Source organism: Candidatus Synechococcus calcipolaris G9 (assembly GCF_029582805.1).
Lineage (GTDB): Bacteria > Cyanobacteriota > Cyanobacteriia > Thermosynechococcales > Thermosynechococcaceae > Synechococcus_F > Synechococcus_F calcipolaris.
This window is the reverse complement of sequence record NZ_JAKKUT010000002.1, coordinates 400,532-419,566: the sequence shown is the minus strand read 5'-3', so window position 1 is coordinate 419,566 and position 19,035 is coordinate 400,532. Positions and strand designations below refer to the sequence as shown.

At 52.1% G+C, this 19,035-nt stretch carries 19 protein-coding genes; 10 read left to right on the top strand and 9 right to left on the bottom strand.

Annotation, left to right across the window (positions count from 1 at the left end):
• Position 1: 1 nt before the first annotated feature.
• Entirely contained in the window at positions 2-337 is a 336-nt protein-coding gene (locus tag L3556_RS04735) for a hypothetical protein (protein WP_277866158.1), read from the bottom strand.
• A gap of 124 nt (positions 338-461) precedes the next feature.
• Between L3556_RS04735 and L3556_RS04730 the strand changes: the two genes are divergently transcribed.
• From L3556_RS04730 to L3556_RS04690, 9 genes are all read left to right on the top strand, one after another.
• Complete coding sequence (locus L3556_RS04730) at positions 462-1,082, top strand: precorrin-8X methylmutase (RefSeq protein WP_277866157.1); 621 nt, start codon at positions 462-464, stop codon at positions 1,080-1,082.
• Positions 1,075-1,665, top strand: coding sequence for a ribosome maturation factor RimM (gene rimM / locus L3556_RS04725; protein WP_277867598.1), 591 nt, complete (start codon positions 1,075-1,077; stop codon positions 1,663-1,665). The genes L3556_RS04730 and rimM overlap by 8 nt, the downstream gene beginning before the upstream one ends.
• A 192-nt stretch (positions 1,666-1,857) precedes the next feature.
• Positions 1,858-4,911: a translation initiation factor IF-2 gene (gene infB, locus L3556_RS04720; protein WP_277866156.1), complete on the top strand. Its 3,054-nt coding sequence runs from the start codon at positions 1,858-1,860 to the stop codon at positions 4,909-4,911.
• A gap of 39 nt (positions 4,912-4,950) precedes the next feature.
• Complete coding sequence (locus L3556_RS04715) at positions 4,951-5,679, top strand: YggS family pyridoxal phosphate-dependent enzyme (protein ID WP_277866155.1); 729 nt, start codon at positions 4,951-4,953, stop codon at positions 5,677-5,679.
• Positions 5,680-6,023: 344 nt separating this feature from the next.
• A complete protein-coding gene (locus L3556_RS16285; protein ID WP_422110750.1) occupies positions 6,024-6,620 on the top strand; it encodes a cell division protein SepF in 597 nt (198 codons plus the stop codon).
• A 21-nt stretch (positions 6,621-6,641) separates the two neighbouring features.
• Positions 6,642-7,439, top strand: coding sequence for a pyrroline-5-carboxylate reductase (proC, locus tag L3556_RS04705; protein ID WP_277866154.1), 798 nt, complete (start codon positions 6,642-6,644; stop codon positions 7,437-7,439).
• Positions 7,440-7,502: 63 nt separating this feature from the next.
• Complete coding sequence (locus L3556_RS04700; RefSeq protein ID WP_277866153.1) at positions 7,503-8,027, top strand: hypothetical protein; 525 nt, start codon at positions 7,503-7,505, stop codon at positions 8,025-8,027.
• A gap of 1 nt (position 8,028) precedes the next feature.
• A complete protein-coding gene (gene dapA / locus L3556_RS04695; protein WP_277866152.1) occupies positions 8,029-8,913 on the top strand; it encodes a 4-hydroxy-tetrahydrodipicolinate synthase in 885 nt (294 codons plus the stop codon).
• 150 nt (positions 8,914-9,063) lie between these two features.
• The gene (locus tag L3556_RS04690; RefSeq protein ID WP_277866151.1) at positions 9,064-10,815 is read left to right on the top strand and encodes a ribonuclease J; all 1,752 of its coding nucleotides are present in this window, start codon (positions 9,064-9,066) and stop codon (positions 10,813-10,815) included.
• A gap of 45 nt (positions 10,816-10,860) precedes the next feature.
• On the opposite strand, the gene L3556_RS04685 is transcribed toward L3556_RS04690, so the two are convergent.
• Positions 10,861-12,072, bottom strand: a complete 1,212-nt coding sequence (locus L3556_RS04685; RefSeq protein WP_277866150.1) for a glycosyltransferase family 4 protein — start codon at positions 12,070-12,072, stop codon at positions 10,861-10,863.
• Positions 12,073-12,210: 138 nt separating this feature from the next.
• On the opposite strand from L3556_RS04685, the gene L3556_RS04680 reads away from it, so the two are divergent.
• Entirely contained in the window at positions 12,211-12,930 is a 720-nt protein-coding gene (locus tag L3556_RS04680) for a putative colanic acid biosynthesis acetyltransferase (protein WP_277866149.1), read from the top strand.
• Positions 12,931-12,946: 16 nt separating this feature from the next.
• Here the strand turns inward: L3556_RS04680 and L3556_RS04675 are convergent, their stop codons facing one another.
• The 7 genes from L3556_RS04675 to L3556_RS04645 form a co-directional block, all read right to left on the bottom strand.
• Complete coding sequence (locus L3556_RS04675) at positions 12,947-14,740, bottom strand: serine/threonine-protein kinase (protein WP_277866148.1); 1,794 nt, start codon at positions 14,738-14,740, stop codon at positions 12,947-12,949.
• A 97-nt stretch (positions 14,741-14,837) separates the two neighbouring features.
• Entirely contained in the window at positions 14,838-15,671 is an 834-nt protein-coding gene (locus tag L3556_RS04670; protein ID WP_277866147.1) for a tetratricopeptide repeat protein, read from the bottom strand.
• 77 nt (positions 15,672-15,748) lie between these two features.
• Entirely contained in the window at positions 15,749-16,231 is a 483-nt protein-coding gene (locus tag L3556_RS04665) for a 2Fe-2S iron-sulfur cluster-binding protein (RefSeq protein ID WP_277866146.1), read from the bottom strand.
• A gap of 32 nt (positions 16,232-16,263) precedes the next feature.
• Positions 16,264-16,941, bottom strand: a complete 678-nt coding sequence (locus L3556_RS04660) for a V4R domain-containing protein (protein ID WP_277866145.1) — start codon at positions 16,939-16,941, stop codon at positions 16,264-16,266.
• A gap of 63 nt (positions 16,942-17,004) precedes the next feature.
• Entirely contained in the window at positions 17,005-17,487 is a 483-nt protein-coding gene (locus L3556_RS04655; protein WP_277866144.1) for a globin family protein, read from the bottom strand.
• Positions 17,488-17,546: 59 nt separating this feature from the next.
• Positions 17,547-18,125: a hypothetical protein gene (locus L3556_RS04650; protein WP_277866143.1), complete on the bottom strand. Its 579-nt coding sequence runs from the start codon at positions 18,123-18,125 to the stop codon at positions 17,547-17,549.
• A complete protein-coding gene (locus L3556_RS04645; protein WP_277866142.1) occupies positions 18,109-18,849 on the bottom strand; it encodes a V4R domain-containing protein in 741 nt (246 codons plus the stop codon). Before L3556_RS04645 ends, L3556_RS04650 begins: the two co-directional genes overlap by 17 nt.
• Positions 18,850-19,035 lie beyond the last annotated feature (186 nt).

Below are 19,035 nucleotides of genomic sequence, written 5' to 3'. Positions count from 1 at the left end.
ATTATTGCCATTCTACCCCCTCACCGCTAAACCAACCGCCACAGGTGGTTTTTTGACCATTAAAAATCCGACAGATCCGATAGGCATTTTGATGCCAGAGTATGGTTTCCCCTGTAAACCAACCGCCACAGGTGGTTTTTTGACCATTAAAAATCCGACAGACCCGATAGGCATTTTGGTGCCAGAGTACGGCTTCCCCCGTAAACCAACCGCCACAGGTCGTCTGCTGTCCATTAAAAATCCGACAGACCCGATAGGCCCCTGGACTGGCCGCCACCGGCAGATGTCCTATCCCCAGGATCGCCAAGATAATCAGAGATTTGGCAGAGAACGCCATGATTTTTGAATGCTAATGTTTGAACGCTATGATTTTCGCCCCTTCCCAAGGACGATTATAACCACTGGGGGATTCCAGCTCATTCTGATAAAATTGTGCCTACCTACTCAATCGGTTTTGCCCAATGGAATGGCATAGCAGTGATGTTGCTAATTTGCACCTAGTTGATCAGCAATTGACCGATCATCCGTTAACCTCTGCTGAACGGGAAATTCTTCGGCGGGTCATTTATACGACAGGAGATTTTGACTACCTCAATCTCCTCGTCTACTCAGAACAAGCCCTAGAATCTGCCGTTGCTGCCCTGGCTGCCCATACCCCCATTGTTGTGGATGTCCCCATGGTACAGGTGGGAATTTTGCCCCAAACCCAAGTTACCTTTGCTAACCCCATCTACTGCGGTCTAGAAACCTTTACCCGTCCCCAAAAGGAAAAATCACGGGCCGCCTTTGGGGTGGAAACCCTGGCCCGTCGCCATCCCACCGCTATTTTCATTATTGGCGGTTCCCAATCCAGTATTTTGCCATTGTTAAGTTTGGTGGAGTCTGAAGATATTAAACCCGCCCTCATTGTGGATACCTCCCCCAGTTTTCTTCCCCAAGGACTGGATCGGCTTCAGCAATCCTGGGTGCCCCATATTTTTATTAAGGGCACAAAGGGCGGAGTTGCCGTGGCGGCAGCGATCATCAATGGACTCATTGAACTGGCTTGGTCTGCCTATGGTCAAGAAGCGGGGCATGGCTAGGGTGAAAATCTCTGCTAAAACCAGCGATCGCCCCCAGGCAGAAGATTGGTTAGTGGTTGGCAAAATTGTTGCTCCCCAAGGGTTACAGGGAGATCTGCGGGTTCTACCCGAGTCTGATTTTCCCCAACGTTTTTTAGAGCCTGGCCCCCGCTGGCTGCGATCGCCCCAGCAGACTTTTAGCCAACAGGAACCCCAATCTGTGGATCTGACCCACGGCCGCTATCTGCCGGGCCAGGGACTCTACGTGATTCATTTGGCCCAAATTGGCGATCGCACCGCTGCCGAACATCTACGGGGCCACGAGTTACTTGTCCTTGCCAGCGATCGCCCCCCCCTAGCAGAAGGGGAATTTCATCTGTTAGACTTGATTGGATTAGAGGTTTACTTAGCTCAGGATCGCTCCCTTATTGGGACAGTGGTTGGCTTAGTTCCTGCGGGCAATGATCTATTGGAGGTGGAACTCAAACAAAATCCTGGGCAAACGGTACTGATTCCCTTAGTACCCGCCATTGTTCCCTCAATTGATCTGCAACAAGGATGGATTGAAGTCACCCCACCCTTAGGTCTATTGCCCAAGGATTAATCTAAAACTCTCAGGTCAACGTAACCCCAAAATCGTTGATAATAGCTTCTAAGGAGCCACCTGAATCCGGGGCAAAATCACCCGTACAGTCCACCTAAATCTAACCCCAACAACCCAACTGGTGTTAGTTAAATTACCCCATAAATTGATTATCCCCACGGGGATTTGGAGCCAAAGCTGATAGGAATGAGCATGAGTAGCGGTAAAGTTAGAATTTATGATCTCTCAAAAGAACTAAGTTTAGATAACAGGGATTTATTAGCCATCTGTGAACAACTAGGGGTCGCCTACAAAAGTCACAGCAGTACCATATCTGATGATGATGCCGAGCGTATTCGTCAATCTGCCCAGACCTATCAGCCTGTGAAAGATCCGAAATCCCCCCAGCCCCCCCAACGCAATAAACCTGCCCCTCCGGTCAAGTCAGGGAAAAAGGGTCAGCAAATTGTAGCTATCCATACCCAATCTCGGGCCGGTTCCGGCAAGCGGCAGAAATCCGAGTCATCAGAATTACCAGACTCCCCCGAATCTGCACCATCCCTACAACAACCCCCCAGTCGCCAAGCCACCGCCAGCCCTGCACCTCAGTCCCCAGAAGCTAGTCCTGAAACGGCGGCAACGTCAGAAAAAGAATCAAAAAAGGAAATAGAAGCCACGCCACCAACCCTAATTGCCCCCCCAGCCCTACCTACCCCTGGGCCAGAGAGAACCAAAGCGGCGGATCGCTCCCAGACAACAGATAAAACCAATACGAACAAAACCAATAAGGTAGATTCTGCACCCATTGAAGAAACCCGTCCCCCGGAACCTCCCCAGAAAAAGCCCACCTTAGCTGGCCCCCCCACCCGACCCCAAAAACCCACCTCATCGGTGCCACCGCCGAAAAAAGTAGCCGCCGAAGCAAATCGTGGCCCCGTCCATAGCCAGGATCGCATCGAAATTGTCCGTCCTCCCAGTCGTCCGAGTAAACCAGAATCGGGGGCAGTCAAGCCCCTACCCAAACCTCGTCTACCAGAATTACAGCCGCCGCCGACTAAACCACCGGAAGCAGATCGCCCTGCTGCTCGCACAAAACCAGGTGCCGATGGGGATGCCATTGAAGTCCTCCAAGACGAATCCGTCAATCGTGTACTGTCCACCCGGGGGCGGCGTAATCGCGGCAAAAGTGCCCAAGAGGAAGAAGAAGTTAAGGTCAGCAAAGTCAATCCCCGCAACAAGCGACGGGAAACGGCGGTCGAGGATGACGATGATCTCGAACTAAGCTCCAAGCTGGCAGGAGTGGGGGATGTCGCCATTGATGTTAGTCAATCCCTGCAACGGCCACCCAAAGCCAAAACCCAGCGGGCACCCCGACCCGTCACGGCAGTCTCCAAGCCAGAAAAAAGCTCAGAGAAAAGGTCATCCCGCGGCCGCGATCGCCGCACCGAAGAAGTCGCCCCCACATCCCCAGAGATGATCACCCTCGATGGGAGCCTCTCCGTACAAGAGCTGGCAGCCAAACTGGTGGTTGCCGAATCGGAAGTCATTAAAGTTCTCTTCTTTAAGGGCATTGCCGCCACCATCAACCAAACCCTTGATCTGGAAACCGCCCAACTGGTTGCCGATGAACTGGGTATTCTCGTGGAAACCACTACCCAAGAATCCGCTGCGCGAAAAGTGACGGAAATGCTGGCATCCAGTGACCTAGAGCATCTCCAGCGTCGTCCCCCCGTGGTTACGATTATGGGCCACGTCGATCACGGTAAAACCAGTCTTTTAGATGCGATTCGTAACGCCAAGGTAGCCCAAGGGGAAGCCGGAGGAATTACCCAGCATATTGGTGCCTACCACGTTGATGTCGAGCACAATGGCGAAAACCACCAGGTTGTTTTCCTAGATACCCCCGGACACGAAGCCTTTACCGCCATGCGGGCCAGAGGTGCCAGGGTGACAGACATTGCGATTTTGGTCGTTGCTGCCGATGATGGCGTTCAACCCCAAACCATTGAAGCCATTAGCCACGCCAAGGCCGCTGAAGTTCCCATTATTGTGGCCATCAACAAAATCGATAAAGAATCTGCCCAGCCGGATCGGGTCAAGCAGGAGCTTACGGAATTTGCCCTCGTCCCCGAAGAGTGGGGCGGTGACACGATTATGGTTCCCGTGAGTGCCCTAGAGCAGCAAAACCTAGATACCTTGCTAGAGATGATCCTGCTGGTGTCTGAGGTAGAAGACCTCTACGCTAACCCCGATCGCGCCGCCAAGGGAACGGTCATTGAAGCCCATTTAGATAAAGCCCGGGGCCCCGTCGCCACTCTGCTCGTTCAAAACGGTACCCTACAGATCGGTGATGTTCTCGTTGCCGGTTCCTCCTTTGGTCGCGTTCGGGCCATGATTGACGATCGCGGTGAACAGGTTAAACAAGCAGCCCCCTCCTTTGCCGTAGAAGTTCTCGGTCTATCCGATGTACCCGCAGCCGGAGACGACTTTGAAGTCTTCATCGATGAAAAAGTTGGCCGGGCAACCGCCGATCAACGGGCGATGGAGCAACGGGAATCCCGCCTTACCCAAGCCCTCACCTCCCGTCGGGTGTCCCTCACTTCCCTATCCGATCAGGCCCGAGAAGGGGAACTCAAGGAACTGAATCTGGTGATCAAGGCCGATGTGCAGGGTTCTCTGGAAGCCATTTTGGCCTCCCTAAACCAACTGCCCCAGGATCAAGTCCAACTGCGAATTTTGCTGGCGGCTCCCGGTGAAATCACCGAAACCGATGTGGATCTAGCCGCTGCCAGTAGTGCGGTGATTATTGGCTTTAATACCACCCTAGCCACGGGGTCTCGCCAAGCGGCGGATCAAAACAACGTGGATGTGCGGGAATACAATATCATCTACAAGCTTTTAGACGATTTGGAAGGGGCCATGGAAGGCCTGCTCGAGCCAGAGCTGGTGGAGGAAGATATTGGCCAAGCGGAAGTTCGGGCCGTCTTCCCCCTCAGCAAAGGAAGTGTGGCTGGCTGCTATGTCCAATCCGGTAAACTGGTGCGGAACTGTAAGGTACGCATCCTGCGGAAAAATCAGGTCGTCTATACCGGGGTCTTAAGTTCCCTGAAACGGATTAAAGACGATGTGAAGGAAGTGGCCGCAGGCTACGAATGTGGCATTCGCATGGATGATTTCCAAGGGTGGCAGGAAGGCGATCTTATTTCTGCCTTCCAAACCGTCGCTAAACGCCGCACCCTCAATCCCAGCAGCAGCTCTCAAAAGTAAACCGTTGGCAATAGGAATTAGGGTAGGACTAGGATAGTCGTGGGTATATCAACGGTTGATCCCTCCCATCATCTCAATCTAGAGGATCGCATCCAGGCCCTCCGCCAAAGCTTACCTCCGTCCGTGCGGATCATTGCGGTGAGTAAGTTTATGCCTCCAGAGGCTATGCGCCGGGCCTATGGGGCGGGTATTCGTGATTTTGGTGAAAGTCGGGTTCAGGAGGCTGCCCACAAGCAATCCCAGTTGGCGGACTTGCCCGATATTACCTGGCATTTGATTGGCCATTTGCAAACCAATAAGGCCCGTTTAGCCCTAGAGATCTTTGACTGGATCCATTCCCTGGACAGCCTTAAACTAGCCCAGCGGTTAAATGGGTTGGTGGGCGATCGCTCCCCCAGCTCGGACTTTCCTCGACCCCAGGTTTTACTTCAGGTTAAGCTACGTCCCGATGGAAATAAATTTGGCTGGCAGTGGCCCGATCTAGAAGCAGACTTACCCCACCTGGATCAACTAGGGAATTTGTCCATTCGTGGTTTGATGACAATCCTACCCCAGGGCCTAACAGTGCAGGATCAACAAACAACATTTACAAATCTTCATGATTTAGCCCTAGGGCTAGAAAAACAACCTTGGCAACGCTTGAGCTTTCGGGAGTTATCCATGGGTATGTCAGGGGACTATTCCCTTGCAATCGAGGCAGGAGCAACGATGATTCGCGTGGGAACCTTAATTTTTGGTTCTCGTCCTCTGGGGGTAGATTCCCTCTGATCGCCTAAGTTTTTAGGTACGTTCGGTCGGATCAAGTTATACAAATCAGGAATTATTGACCAATATTATGCATCCCTAGATGGCTCATGTATAATACACACTTGAATTGCCTGCGTTTTTCTACGGGGATTTCTCTTGGGAAGTAGATCCAGCCATTGGTTGGCTCTATTGACCAGATAATCTATCAGGAAAGAATAGCGAGTTGGTCAAAGATGAAGTTTTCATCTCCAAAGACTCACACTATGTTGCTAGTTTATTGGGTGACGCAGGTTATTTTTAGTGCATTGAGATATAAACCTTCATCGGAGCAACAGTGAGCAATTATGTTGGGTAAGTTGCGTGACATGATGGGGTTCACCCCAGAGCAAAGTGAGAGTGACTATGAATACTATTCCCACCAAGAGGGGGACACCTCTAGTTACTCTTCCTTCAATACTTCAACCATAGAGCAGGATGGGAATACGGGCCCCCAGACCGGAGCCTATACCCACGGGGAAACAAGTTCCTCCGCCTATACGGGGCCCTCTGGGTCTACGTCCTTTGCCCCTGAATCTGCCCCGAGTGGGAATGTCATTGGTATGCCCAATGCCGGTCGCTGGTGGGGAGCCGTTGCCGAAGTCATCGTCATGCAACCCCGTAGCTTTGATGAAATGCCCAATGTGATTCAGTCGCTGAAGGAGCGGAAGTCCGTTGTTCTGAATCTAACCCTCATGGATGCGGAGCAGGCCCAGCGATCGGTGGATTTTGTGGCGGGAGCAACCTTCACCATTGATGGTCATCAAGAGCGCATTGGCGAGAGTATCTTTCTTTTTACTCCCAACTGTGTGCAAGTGAGTACCCAAGTGGGTGGAGCCCATGAAATTCCCCATCCTCCCATCGCCGCTGTCCCCTCTCCTGCTCCGACTTGGGGAATGGACCCGGCTCAACGCCTGGCCCAGTAATATCCCCATCAGATTAATGACGTGCGCCTAGGAATTATTGGCTGTGGGGTCATGGCTGAGGCTATTCTCAGTCGCTTATTGACCCAGGGACGATTCCATCCTGAAAATGTTTCGGTGACGGTACGCTCTGAAGCTCGTGGCCAATACCTCCACCAAACCTATGGCATCAGGATTGCCCCAAATAATGCGGCGGTGGCGATCGCTGAAACGGTTTTATTAGCTGTAAAGCCCCAGGTTTACCCGGATATTTGGGCAGAGTTGCAAGGAACAACGGCCCAGGATTCGCCGGGTCGTCTCCTGTCGATTATGACGGGTATTACCCTAGAGTCCTTGCAGTCTCTATTTCCCCGCCGTGCGGTTTTTCGGATCATGCCCAATACCCCTGCCCAGGTGGGTGCGGGGATGATTGCCATTGCAACCGGCCTAGGGGCCTCTGCGGGCGATCTCCAGGATGTGCAGGAATTTTTCCAGGCGGTGGGCGATGTCGTTGAAGTGGATGAAGCCCAGATGGATGGAGTGACGGCTTTGTCGGGTTCGGGGCCAGCCTTTGTTGCCCTGTTCCTAGAGGCCCTCGCCGATGGGGGGGTAGCCGCAGGTTTACCTCGGAATTTAGCTCGCCAATTAGCCTATGGAACCGTCACCGGAACCATTGCTCTGTTACAGGAAAAGAATTTACATCCGGGGCAACTGAAGGATCAGGTAGCCAGTCCCGCCGGAACCACCATTGCAGGGTTGAGGGTGTTAGAGTCTGGAGGGGTACGGGGTACAATAATGGCGGCAGTAATGGCAGCCAAGGATCGGGCCCGTGAGCTAGGCTAAAATGACATGATACGTATCAATTATTATTTCTAGATTCAATTATTATCCCTAGAGTCGGTGTTGATGGCCAAGTCAAACCCTTCCCCCAAAGAAACCCAAGAGCACCCAGAGCCAACCGCTTCCAGAATTGAAGGGCTGGATGTGAAGGTGGTTTTTATTTATTACTTTACCTGTGCCACGGCGATCGCCACCTTTGCGGTGAGTAAAATTCTTCACCTAAGTTTATTAACCCCCATTCCCTATCGCTGGGGTCTATTGGTGGGGGTTCTCACGGGGATTATTGCCGCCTACTTTAACCACACCGTCTCCTTTTCCCTGAAGCTGGGCGATCGCCCTAACCCCAAAACCCAGGCCAAGGTTCTATCAGGCTTGCAAGAGACCCTAACGACCATGGGATATCATGTAGCGGAAACGGAAGATAATATTGACATCTACCGGCGGTCATTTTTGGGCAATCTGTTTAGTGGCCCCATTATTTTAGAATCAGAGCCAGGGAAGCTGACCCTCTTTAGTCGCGCCAATACCATTAAAAATCTGCGGCAAAAGCTGCAAGAATCATCTGCGGGAGAGCCGAGGGGGAAAAGCTAACGTGACTGATTTTGGTAGAGTCATTACCGCCATGATTACCCCCTTTAATGGGGAGGGGGCTGTGGACTATGACCTGGCCGCAAAACTGGCCCTCCATCTGGTGGATCATGGCTCAGATGCTTTGGTGATCTGCGGTACAACTGGGGAATCTCCAACTCTGACATGGGATGAAGAGTTTCAACTGTTTCAAGTGGTGCATCAGGCCGTTGCCGGTCGTGCTAAGGTAATAGCAGGAACTGGCTCTAACTCAACCCAAGAAGCCATTCACGCCACGGTAAAAGCTGCCGAGATGGGCCTTGATGGCTCACTTTTGGTGGTTCCGTACTATAATAAGCCCCCCCAAGAGGGCCTATACCAGCATTTTCGGGCGATCGCCGCCGCCGTGCCATCCTTCCCCCTAATGCTCTACAACATACCGGGTCGTACCGGCCAAAACCTGTCAACCGAAATCGTGTTCCGCCTAGCCGAGTATGGAAATATCGTTGCCATTAAAGAAGCCAGTGGTCAACTAGATCAGGTCAGTGCCTTACGCCAAGGGCTACCCGAAACCTTTCGGATTTATTCTGGTGATGATTCCCTCACCTTGTCTTTGTTAGCGGTTGGTGGCTATGGTGTAGTCAGTGTGGCCAGTCATTTAGTCGGAGATGAGCTACAGCAAATGATTCGGGCATTTTGTCAGGGAGATGTCGCCAAAGCGACCCACCTCCACCTCAAGCTCTTTGATCTGTTTAAGGTTCTGTTTGTGACCACCAATCCCATTCCTGTGAAAGCGGCCCTAAACCTACAAGGTTGGCCCGTTGGTACTCCCCGACTTCCCCTAACAGCGGCAACTCCAGAGATTTGCCATCAGCTTGCCGCCGCCATGAAGCCCCTAGGTCTTCTCTAGGCCCATTTGAGACCCATTTGTCCTGCCGCGCCCCATCCTCTCCATCCCCCAGTCAAATTAGATCAGAGTCAACTTGGATCAGATTGACCTTGGGACGGTAGCTGTTAATTTTTTTGATTTTTTTATTTTTCTTGAAACAAAAGGAGACCTATGAGTCAAAATACATCCACTTCAGCCCTGAAAATTATTCCCTTGGGCGGACTCCACGAAATTGGTAAAAACACCTGTGTCTTTGAGTACGGTGATGAAATTATTCTCCTAGATGCCGGCCTCGCCTTCCCGACGGATGGAATGCATGGGGTGAATATTGTCCTACCGGATATGACCTACCTGCGGCAAAACCGCGACAAAATTAAGGGGATGATTGTCACCCACGGCCATGAGGATCACATTGGTGGCATTGCCTTTCACCTCAAACAGTTTGATATTCCGGTTATTTATGGGCCTCGCCTAGCGATGGCTCTTTTGCGGGGCAAATTGGATGAAGCGGGGGTGAGCGATCGCACCGAATTACGCAGTGTCCGCCCCCGCGATATGGTACGGCTGGGTAAAAATTTCCTAGTTGAATATATTCGCAATACCCACTCCATTGCCGATAGTTGCTCCGTCGCCATCCATACACCCTTGGGAGTGGTGATCCACACCGGCGACTTTAAGGTGGATCATACCCCCGTGGATGGGGAATACTTTGATTTTCAAAAACTCGCTGAGCATGGCGAGAAAGGTGTGCTGTGTTTAATTAGCGACTCCACCAATTCAGAAGTGCCTGGGTCTACGCCGTCAGAGCGATCGGTGTTCCCCAATCTGGATCGGGCCTTTAGCCAGGCCGAAGGCCGGATTATTTTTACCACCTTTGCCTCCTCGGTGCATCGCCTGAATATGGCCCTAGAACTGGCCCAAAAACATAACCGGGTGGTGTCGGTGGTGGGCCGCTCCATGCTCAATGTCATTGCCCATGCCCGGGAACTGGGATATATCAAATGTCCCGATAAATTGTTTGAGCCGCTCCATGTGGTGCATAAGTATCCCGATAACCAGGTGATGTACTTAACCACTGGCTCCCAGGGGGAACCCCTAGCGGCCCTGACCCGTATTTCCAAGGGAGAGCATAACAAAATTAAAATTCGGCCCACGGATACAGTCATTCTTTCTGCCCATCCCATTCCCGGAAATACCATTGCCGTCGTGAATACCATCGATCGCCTGATGATGCAGGGAGCAACGGTCATCTACGGCCGGGATAAGGGGATCCACGTATCGGGCCACGGCTGCCAAGAAGATCAAAAACTGATGCTGGCCCTGACTCGCCCCAAATTCTTCCTGCCCGTCCATGGGGAACACCGGATGCTGGTGCGCCATTCCCAAACGGCCCAGAGTATGGGGATCCCCGCTGAAAATATGGTGATTATTAACAATGGGGATGTGGTGGAGTTAACCCAAGAGTCCATCCGGGTGACCGATAAGGTTCCTGCGGGGATTGAACTGATGGATCGGGGGGGACTGGTCAAGGCCCATGTTCTCCAAGAGCGTCAACAGTTGGCGGAAGACGGCATGATGATCATTGCGGTGGCGATCGGCAGTGACGGTACCTTGCAATCTTCGCCGGATGTCCATTTACGGGGAGTGGTTACCCCCACGGAACCCAAAGCTTGGCAAGCCTGGATTCATTCAACCATTGCCTCTGCCCTCAGCGATCGCTGGGGTGATTATGCCCGTAATGGCAATGTGGACTGGGATGGCTTCAAAGTCCATCTAGAGCGAGAATTGGCCCGACTCCTGCGGCGGGAACTCCAAGGGAATACGACCCTATTGCTGATGCTCCAACCCGTTGAGGTTGCCGCGCCCCCAGTGGCCAGCAATTCTCTGCGGCGACGACGGAGTACGGCATCCCTAGTGTCCTAGGCTCTATAACCCATAACCTTGGGGGGTAATTTGATTTAATTAAGATCAACTTGCCCCGGAAATTCCCGTTAGGGCCGCTAGTAATCGCTGTTGATAGCTCTGCCATGTCCCCAGTTCTGACTGTCGTTGGGCATTCAGGGCTAACCTTTGCCGCTCCTCTGGATGGCGGGCCAAAAACTCAATTCGCTCCACTAATCCATCCACATCCCGAATCGGCAGAATATATCCACTCATGCCATCTTCAACGATGGAACCGGTGTTAGGGGTGGTAATGACGGGTAAGCTACAGGCCAGGGCTTCATAGGTGACCGCCGCCGAGCCTTCACAAATGGAAGGCAGTAAAAAGACATCAGCCCAGGCATAGTGCTCCAAAATATTCTGGCGGGGGACAGGCCCCACTAACTCGAGGGCATGGTCTAGGGCTTGTTGGGCGGAGCTAGAGGCCTGGATTGGCCCAATCAGACGAAAGGTGGCTAGACCTTTTAGGGCCTTGGCGGCAGCCAATACGTAGGGACTCCCTTTACGAAGTCCCACGGTGCCAATGGTGAGAACCCGCAGGGGGCCATCATGGGCCTCTCGCGGCGGTAAGCGGAAACGTGGATCAATGCCGTAGGGAACCACCTTAATGCGATCGCCCGGCACACCGGAGTCTATCATCCCCTGGCGCACAAATTCAGAGCCACAGAGAATGCGATCGGCTAACTGCCATTCAGCGGCTTCCCGCTCTGCATAGGCCACACTAGCGGCACAATTTAATTCCCGTGGCTCCCAATCAGGGTGTCGTTGCCACTCTTCATCAAAGAGTTCCATGTGCAGGTATTTGGGGGCAATTGTTTGTTCGAGAACCGTGATATGACCCGCTTGCCCGCGCGACCACTCTAACAGTTCCAGTCCCGCCGAATTATAGACGTATAAGCCTGGGCTGGAGATTCCTCGCTTGAGAATGAGTTCACAAAAAGTTTGACTACTCCAGAGGTAGGTCTGCATCTTCTCGGAGATAGTTGTGACGCGACGCAGCCGTTGGGCGTACTCTAGGCCAAATTTGGGAAAATGCTCGATGCGATCGCCGGGAATATCTGGGACTATGCGACTCCGTAACCGGGCGAGGGCAGGATGGTGTTTCAGATAGGGGATCCCATGGGCTGCCTTCAAGAGTCCCTTATTGCCACAAAAATCCGTGAATAGTCGCGCTAATTGCCCCTGGTGATAGAGAATACGAGGTACGGCATAGTCCAAGCGAGCACCCAAGAGTGCCACACTAAAGTTTATACCTAGCTCAGGTTGTGGGGGAGGGTTAATCAACTGGCACCTGTTTGCTATACATCTATTTCAGAGTATGATTCCCTGAAAAAGAAACTGCTATATGATTTTACAAGTCCTAGGAATAGTTTTTCGATGACACTGGAACCCCCTTTTAATTTTTTGCAATCGATGGATTCTCAGGAATGTCGGCCGGTTGATATGCTCCATTCCCCAGTTTCCCCCAGCCTAGAATCGGGTGTTCATTTAGACCAATACAGCCTAGGCGACTATGGGCCTGGGGCACCCCTGTGGCAACAATTGCTCTGGTATTACATCGGCTCTCCCGTGATTAAAAGTTCTCTCCTTCCTTTTTCAGGGCTGAAGGTACAGATTCTTCGCTGGTTTGGGGCAAAACTAGGGCAAGGGGTACGGATTAAGCCCGGCCTACAGGTGAAATTTCCCTGGCGGTTGACGGTGGGAGATCATTGCTGGTTAGGGGAACAGGTTTGGATTGATAATATTGCCGCTGTAACCATTGGTGATCACGTCTGTATTTCCCAGAATGCCTACCTTTGCACCGGCAATCATGATTGGTCGGATCCCCATTTTTCGTTGCGATTGGGGCCCATTGTCCTGGAATCGGAAAGTTGGGTAGCAGCCCGGGCGATCGTCGGCCCGGGGGTAACGGTTGGCCAGGGGGCTATTTTAAGTTTAGGTAGTGTGGCTCTGCGCTCCCTAGAGGCAATGACGATTTATGTGGGAAATCCAGCAACGCCAGTCAAGAAGCGGGTGATTCAGGCCAGTGAAGCGGGGGAAGGCAAACAACATAACCAGCCACGTCGCAAAAATGAACAAAATGGTAACGGTCAATAATTGACTAAAATACTTACTAGAAAATAAAATCTAGATTCAGGTCAGTAATATCTAGCCATTGGAGATGAATATCTGGGTTTCCCTGGGTCATTAGCCACAACTGGCGATCGCCGCTGAAGGCAATTCCCAGGATGGGATCAATGGCATTTAGCCCACCGATAATTTCCCCATTGGTCGTAAGTAAGGTGATGCGATGGTCGTTGGCAACAATGCAGCCCCAAGGGGTTGGACAAATATGCTCCGGTCTAAAGTTAAGGGCGATCCGCTGAATACGCCAGGGCCGCAAATAGAGAATTAATAAAATGGGCGTTGCCCGATCTTCCCAGGCAAAGAGTGTCCAGGGGTTGGCAATAGCAGGGGTCAAGCCGCACAGGCCAAAGGGCAAACGGGTATCAAGAATCTTTTGCCCCTTGCGGTTAAATAAATATAATCCGGTGGCAAGGGGGGGTGGATGGCGGGTGACGACCAACCCATAGCGTTGATTCAGAGCAATCGCCGTTGTCAGAATTTCCCCAGGGGCAAGGTCAAGGTTGAGGTGGGTGGCATAGTTTCCCCCAAGGGACTGGAGATTGAGAGCCACGGTATCGTTTTCCTGGTGGGCCTGAATACACCAGTAACCACTAAGATCAATGGCCACATGGGTGTTCTGGGGGGGACGCAGGACATTGGGGAGGGGAATTAAGCCCTCGTCTAGCCAACAGAGTTGAACAGGACTGGTATTAATCGTGAGCCAACAGCCCATGGTCCCAGCACAGAGGTGAATGATCTCCCCCGGTAATTGCCATTCGCGGCTGGAAATAGAATCATCCCGATTACTCCGCCAGGCCCATAGGCGATCGCCCAGGGCCCCATACACCCATTCCCTGTTCTGGGTTAACAGTGTCACCGCTGCCGATAAGGTGATGTCTCCTACGGGAAACCAGCTTTCGGGCCAATGCCATTGGGGTTCATACAGGAGAAGATGGTTTTGATCAACGTATTGCGGATCCGCCTGGATAATATCCAAAAGGAGTTCCACTGGCTTTGCCATGGCTGCCGCACTCTGGAAGCGACGTTGGGGTAACTTATCAAGGGCCTTGTTCAAGAGCGATTTGAGCAGGATGGGCAGGGCACTGGGCATCTTAAAGGGCTTACTAATATGGGCCGACATCAACTCTGCCGGTGTACCGGAAAAGGGACGGCTGCCAATCACCATTTCATAGAGTAAAATCCCTACGGCATAGAGATCCGAGACGGGAATCGCCTGGCCATAAAATCGTTCCGGGGCCATGTAGGCGGGAGAGCCGGTGTGTCCAGAACTGTCCTTATCTTCAATGAGACGAGCAACGCCAAAATCAGACACCTGGGCTTGCCACCCCTGGGCTGTAGGCTGCAATAAAATATTTTCTGGCTTGAGATCACAGTGGATAATGCCACGCTGGTGGGCGTAGTCTAGGGCAGACAAAATATCCAGGGTGAATTGGAGCGCGAGGCGTAGGGGCAATACCCCCTCCTGCTCCAGTAGGGCCCGCAGATTTCCACCCACACAGTAATCCATCACCAAACAGCGGTGACGTTCTTTAGATTTTCCGGTGCGGCGATCGCTGAGGTAGTCAATGGAATCACAGCTCACCACATGGGGATGGTGGAGGGTGAGCAGAAAATTTAACTCCCGTAAAAAGCCGCGAGTGGGTAACAACTGGGGATTGAGAACCTTAAAGGCAACAATCTGACTGGTCTGTCGATTCACGGCAACGTAGACATGGCCGTACTGGCCCTGCCCCGCCAGATCGATCAGGCGATAACGAGAGGTGTAACGATAGACCGGCAAATAAAGCTAGCTCACTTGAACTCAACTCGCGCAAAGGAGAGGAACAGAAAGGATTAAAGATTAATTTAATCGAGGGAATCTGAGCTTAACACACCCCCTAGGAAAAGAGCAGTTCCAGAGGAACTTCTTTTTGATTGGCATCGCCACCGCCCAATTCGTGGATGCGCTTGGCTAAATCCCGGGCCCGTTGATAGCTACCAATATCCCCTTGGTCAAAGAACAGCTTAGCGGCTACCCGTAAATCTTCTACGGCTCCCTTGCGATCGCCGATGGTTGAGCGGGCCACGCCCCGATTATGGAAGGCCTTGGCGTAGGAATCATTCACCCGAATGGCTTCGGTGTAGTCCACAACGGAGGCTTCCGCATCCCCTAGGCGTTGATGGGTGAGGCCGCGATTGTAGTAGGCCTTGGCATGGCTGGGATCCGACTGGATCACCTGGGTACTTTTCTCAATTTCCCGCAGACAGCCTAAGACTTCTTCAATTTGCTTCTGCTCCGTATCTAAAATCCGGGTGTAGTCGTGGAGATCCCGAGTCCCCCGGTTTAATTCTGAGACCTGTCCCTGGATGTCCAGCACTTGATCCTGGGTTTCCGTGAGGTTGAGCATTAATCCCGCGAGTTTGGACTGCTGTACAGCTTGACTCTCCATTAATGCCGCGATCGCCTGATCATGGTTTTGGCTTAATAGAGCCGCCAACCGTCGCCGACTAAGAAGATTCAAACCCACCGCTGCCGAAAGGGGAATGGTGGCGATCGCACTGAGCAAAACCTGCTGCGTCACCGCCGCCGCCACAGAGGTTCCCAGGGCAATGACCGTGGCTGCCAATTCTAGGGGTTCTAGGCCGCCGCTGGAAGTGGATTTTGCGGGTTTACTCTCGCTATGATTGGGAACGTCAGCATTGCTGTCATCCAGTAGTTCTAGTTCATGCATAATAACAATCTCCCTAAAAATTCTTAAATCTCAATATTTTGGTGCAGGTTGGTGCAGGTTGTGAGGTTAGAGTCTGCCTAGGCCTCAGTGGTATTGGCCAAGTATTCCCCTGCCTGAGCCTGGGTATCCTGAAGCTGGGTAATCATACTGCGGGTGATCAGTTTCCCCTCTTCCACTAAAATACGACCGTCTAGGGGATGGAGAATATTTTGCTCTGCCCGCCGGCCAATCAGGGACTCAATGTCATCCACGGCATTGACATACATCCCCGACGGTAGTTCAACCACCACTCCAGTCCCCATGACCCGCGCCTGGCAGGCAAGACGGGAGTTGGCATTACAGGTGGTAATTACCTCTAGGGTGCGCTGTTCCCGTTTGCTGATGGGGGATAGGCTCTCCATCCCTTCGGTGATATAGACGTGGCAGGTGGCACATAATCCCCGGCCACCACACTCTTTTAAGACATGGAGTTCAGTGTCAAGGAGGGCTGAAAGTAGGTTGTCATTGGTATTAATGGTTGCTTCCCGGGAAATGGGTTCCAATTTGACGACTTTAGCCACGATGACATCACTCCTTGTTTGAATCCTATGGTTTACTTGGCAGGGGGTTGGGCATTACAGAGCCGTTCCATAATGGTGTCGTGATCCTGACCTTCCTGTTGCCAAGCTTTTGCCGCTTCCACGCGATCGCGCAAGCCAAGGACAAAGGTGTTGGACTTGGCCCCTAGGGACTCACAGGCCGTTTGAACACAGTGTAAATCCCGACCCGTGAGTTGGCCAAAGAAGGACTCTAGAATCCCGGCTTCAGCATAGCACTGGGGTTGACCCGTACCTTGGGGAGCGGCGGCGGCAAAGGCAGACTGCCAGGTGTTGACGACCAAAAAGCCCTGCTGATAATAGTTAATGTCTAGATCCACTGTACCCCAACCGTGGGTCTTCCAGCATTCCTTGAAGCATTGCAAAAATTCAACCATTTCCATTTCCGCCAGGGGCCGTTGGTAATAGTCGCTCACTTCCTGGACAAAACGACGATAAAAGTTTTTTCCCCACCAGCGACCACAGTTAAATAGGACAATGCCGGTGGCTTGCCCCACTTCTTGATCCAAACCCGCATAAATGGATTCCAGTAGTACGTCGGGGAGAGCAACTAAACGGGAGCCTTGGCGGTTTTCCAGCAGACCCGTTTCAAAGTCCCCCTGGACATAGGCATCAAAGGCAAAGTAGTTACCGGGTAAGACCGGCTCTTTAATGAGATCAGCAACGGAAATCATACATTACTCCTAAGGGATAGGCACGTTTGTAAATAAGATCGAGGGCAATAGGGTTGAGGGAAACTACTGGACGGACACCAAGGGTTGCACACCGACCAAGGTGGCCTGACTCTGATCGAGGAGGGGCAGAATCAAGTCCAGTTCTTTATCCGTGAGTAGTTCCTTCAGACGTGCCTGGAGCAATTCGTGTAAATCTGTGATCAGGGCTTGGGTCTGGTGGGCATTGACTTTTTCGGTGAGCCATTCTAAAACCCGATGTTGTAAAAATTCTGGATTGTTGAGCAGCATGGCCATGGCGGCATAGCGGAGCAGGGTAATCCCCTGTTTGATTACTTGCTCTAGAACCACTGGATTTTCAATGGGATGGTTTTTTTGGAAGCGATCGGCCACGGGCTGGAAAATTTCTAACTCGCGATCGCGGAGGAGTTCGTAGGTGGCGAGTCGCTGTTGCAGGGATTCCGCATGGTGGCGAAAGACTTTTATGTCCACATTGCTCAGGTAATGATCTTCGGCTTTGTAGAAAAGATTACTTAAATCAGGGTGCATGGAGGTCTCCTCAAGATAGGAAGGTCAAGGATATATAGTGGCAAAACGTTGCAAAACAATTAAAACAATCCCGATAGATCCGTCAGGGTCAGGGTGTCATCCGCTGGGGTGGGCTGTTCCGGGGGGGCTTCTACGTGGGCGATCGCCCGGCGGCCTTCCCAAACAATGCCTCGGGAAAAATCCGTCACTGACAATCGCCATAGGGATGTGGTTTCCCCCAAGGGCACAATCCCTGTAATGTCACCGTTCCAGTTAAGTCGATCAAAGAAGGACTCCACGGGCCAGGATTTCCAGGTCAGGGGAATCGGTGGGGCCGCAGCAGATTCGGGTTCGGGGACCGCAGCCGTTGGGGGCAGAATCACCTGTAGACCTTGCCAGTTCACCCCCTCAAAAAAGTCGGTAACGGAATACAGGGCCCAGGAATCGGGAATGGGAACGGCGGTGTGGGCCGATAGGGCCGGACGGGCAATTCCATCCCAGTTCACCTGTTGCAAAAATTCATCCACCGCCAGCGATCGCCAGTTGACGGTCATAGCCGCCGGTTGATGGGGAGTCACCGACTGGATCAGTCCCAGCCAATTTAACTCTTCAAAGAACTGGCCAACGGGTTGGAGTTGCCAATTACTTCCGTTTTTCATTGATGAAATCCCCACTGCGGAGCCGTTTTTCAATATCCCGGGCGGTGGCCCCTTCGTTTTGCCAGAAGGATGCGGCATCAATCCGATCCTGTTTACCCAGGAGGAACTTACAGTAGGTTTCTCCCATGGCATAGCACTGAATTTCAATGCAACTCAGATTCTTTTGGACGAGGCCAGTGAAAAAGCCCGCAAACAAACCAGCGTAGAGGTGACAGACGGGCCGCCCCACATCCCCTAGGGTACGGGCTACCACTGAGTCAAAAATGTTGATGAACATAAACCCATGTTTTTGCTCACTCAGGTCTACTTCCCAGTTCCCCCATCCCTGGGAGGTACAGGGCCACCACCAGGCTTCGAGAACGTAGGGTAAGCGCATTTGGCGAATGCCCTGCTCATAGCCGTATTCCTGGGGAAACCATTTTTGGAAAAACTCCGCATCCCGACGACCCCATTCTTCGCCAATTTTGTACATGACCACACCGGAGGCGGGGCCCACTTCTTCTTCTAGACCTTCAATTAAGCCAATAATAAAGTCTTCGGTGACAAACACGCTCCGGGCCTTGTTCCAGTCGGTGTAGGTTCCTTTGTCACTGTCAAAGTTGAAGAAATCCCATAGGGAGTAGTGGTGATGCCGTTGGGGATACTTTTGGCGCAGGATATGCTCAAGGGCGTGGCGATCGCCACCGGGGGTTTTAACAGCGGGACGAGATGTTGCGACGGTCATTAGGGTACTCCACTCATACTGAACTCAGGGGTAAATTTAGAAAATAAGCCATAGAGCTTTTGTTAAATCAGAAACAAATTGGAAATTTTCAGGGCAGCTCGTAATCTCTGTTTTCTGACATGGTATCTGTGACAATTAGTTACAAACTGGCAAAGACTGTCCCAACTCTAGATTGACTTAACTAGA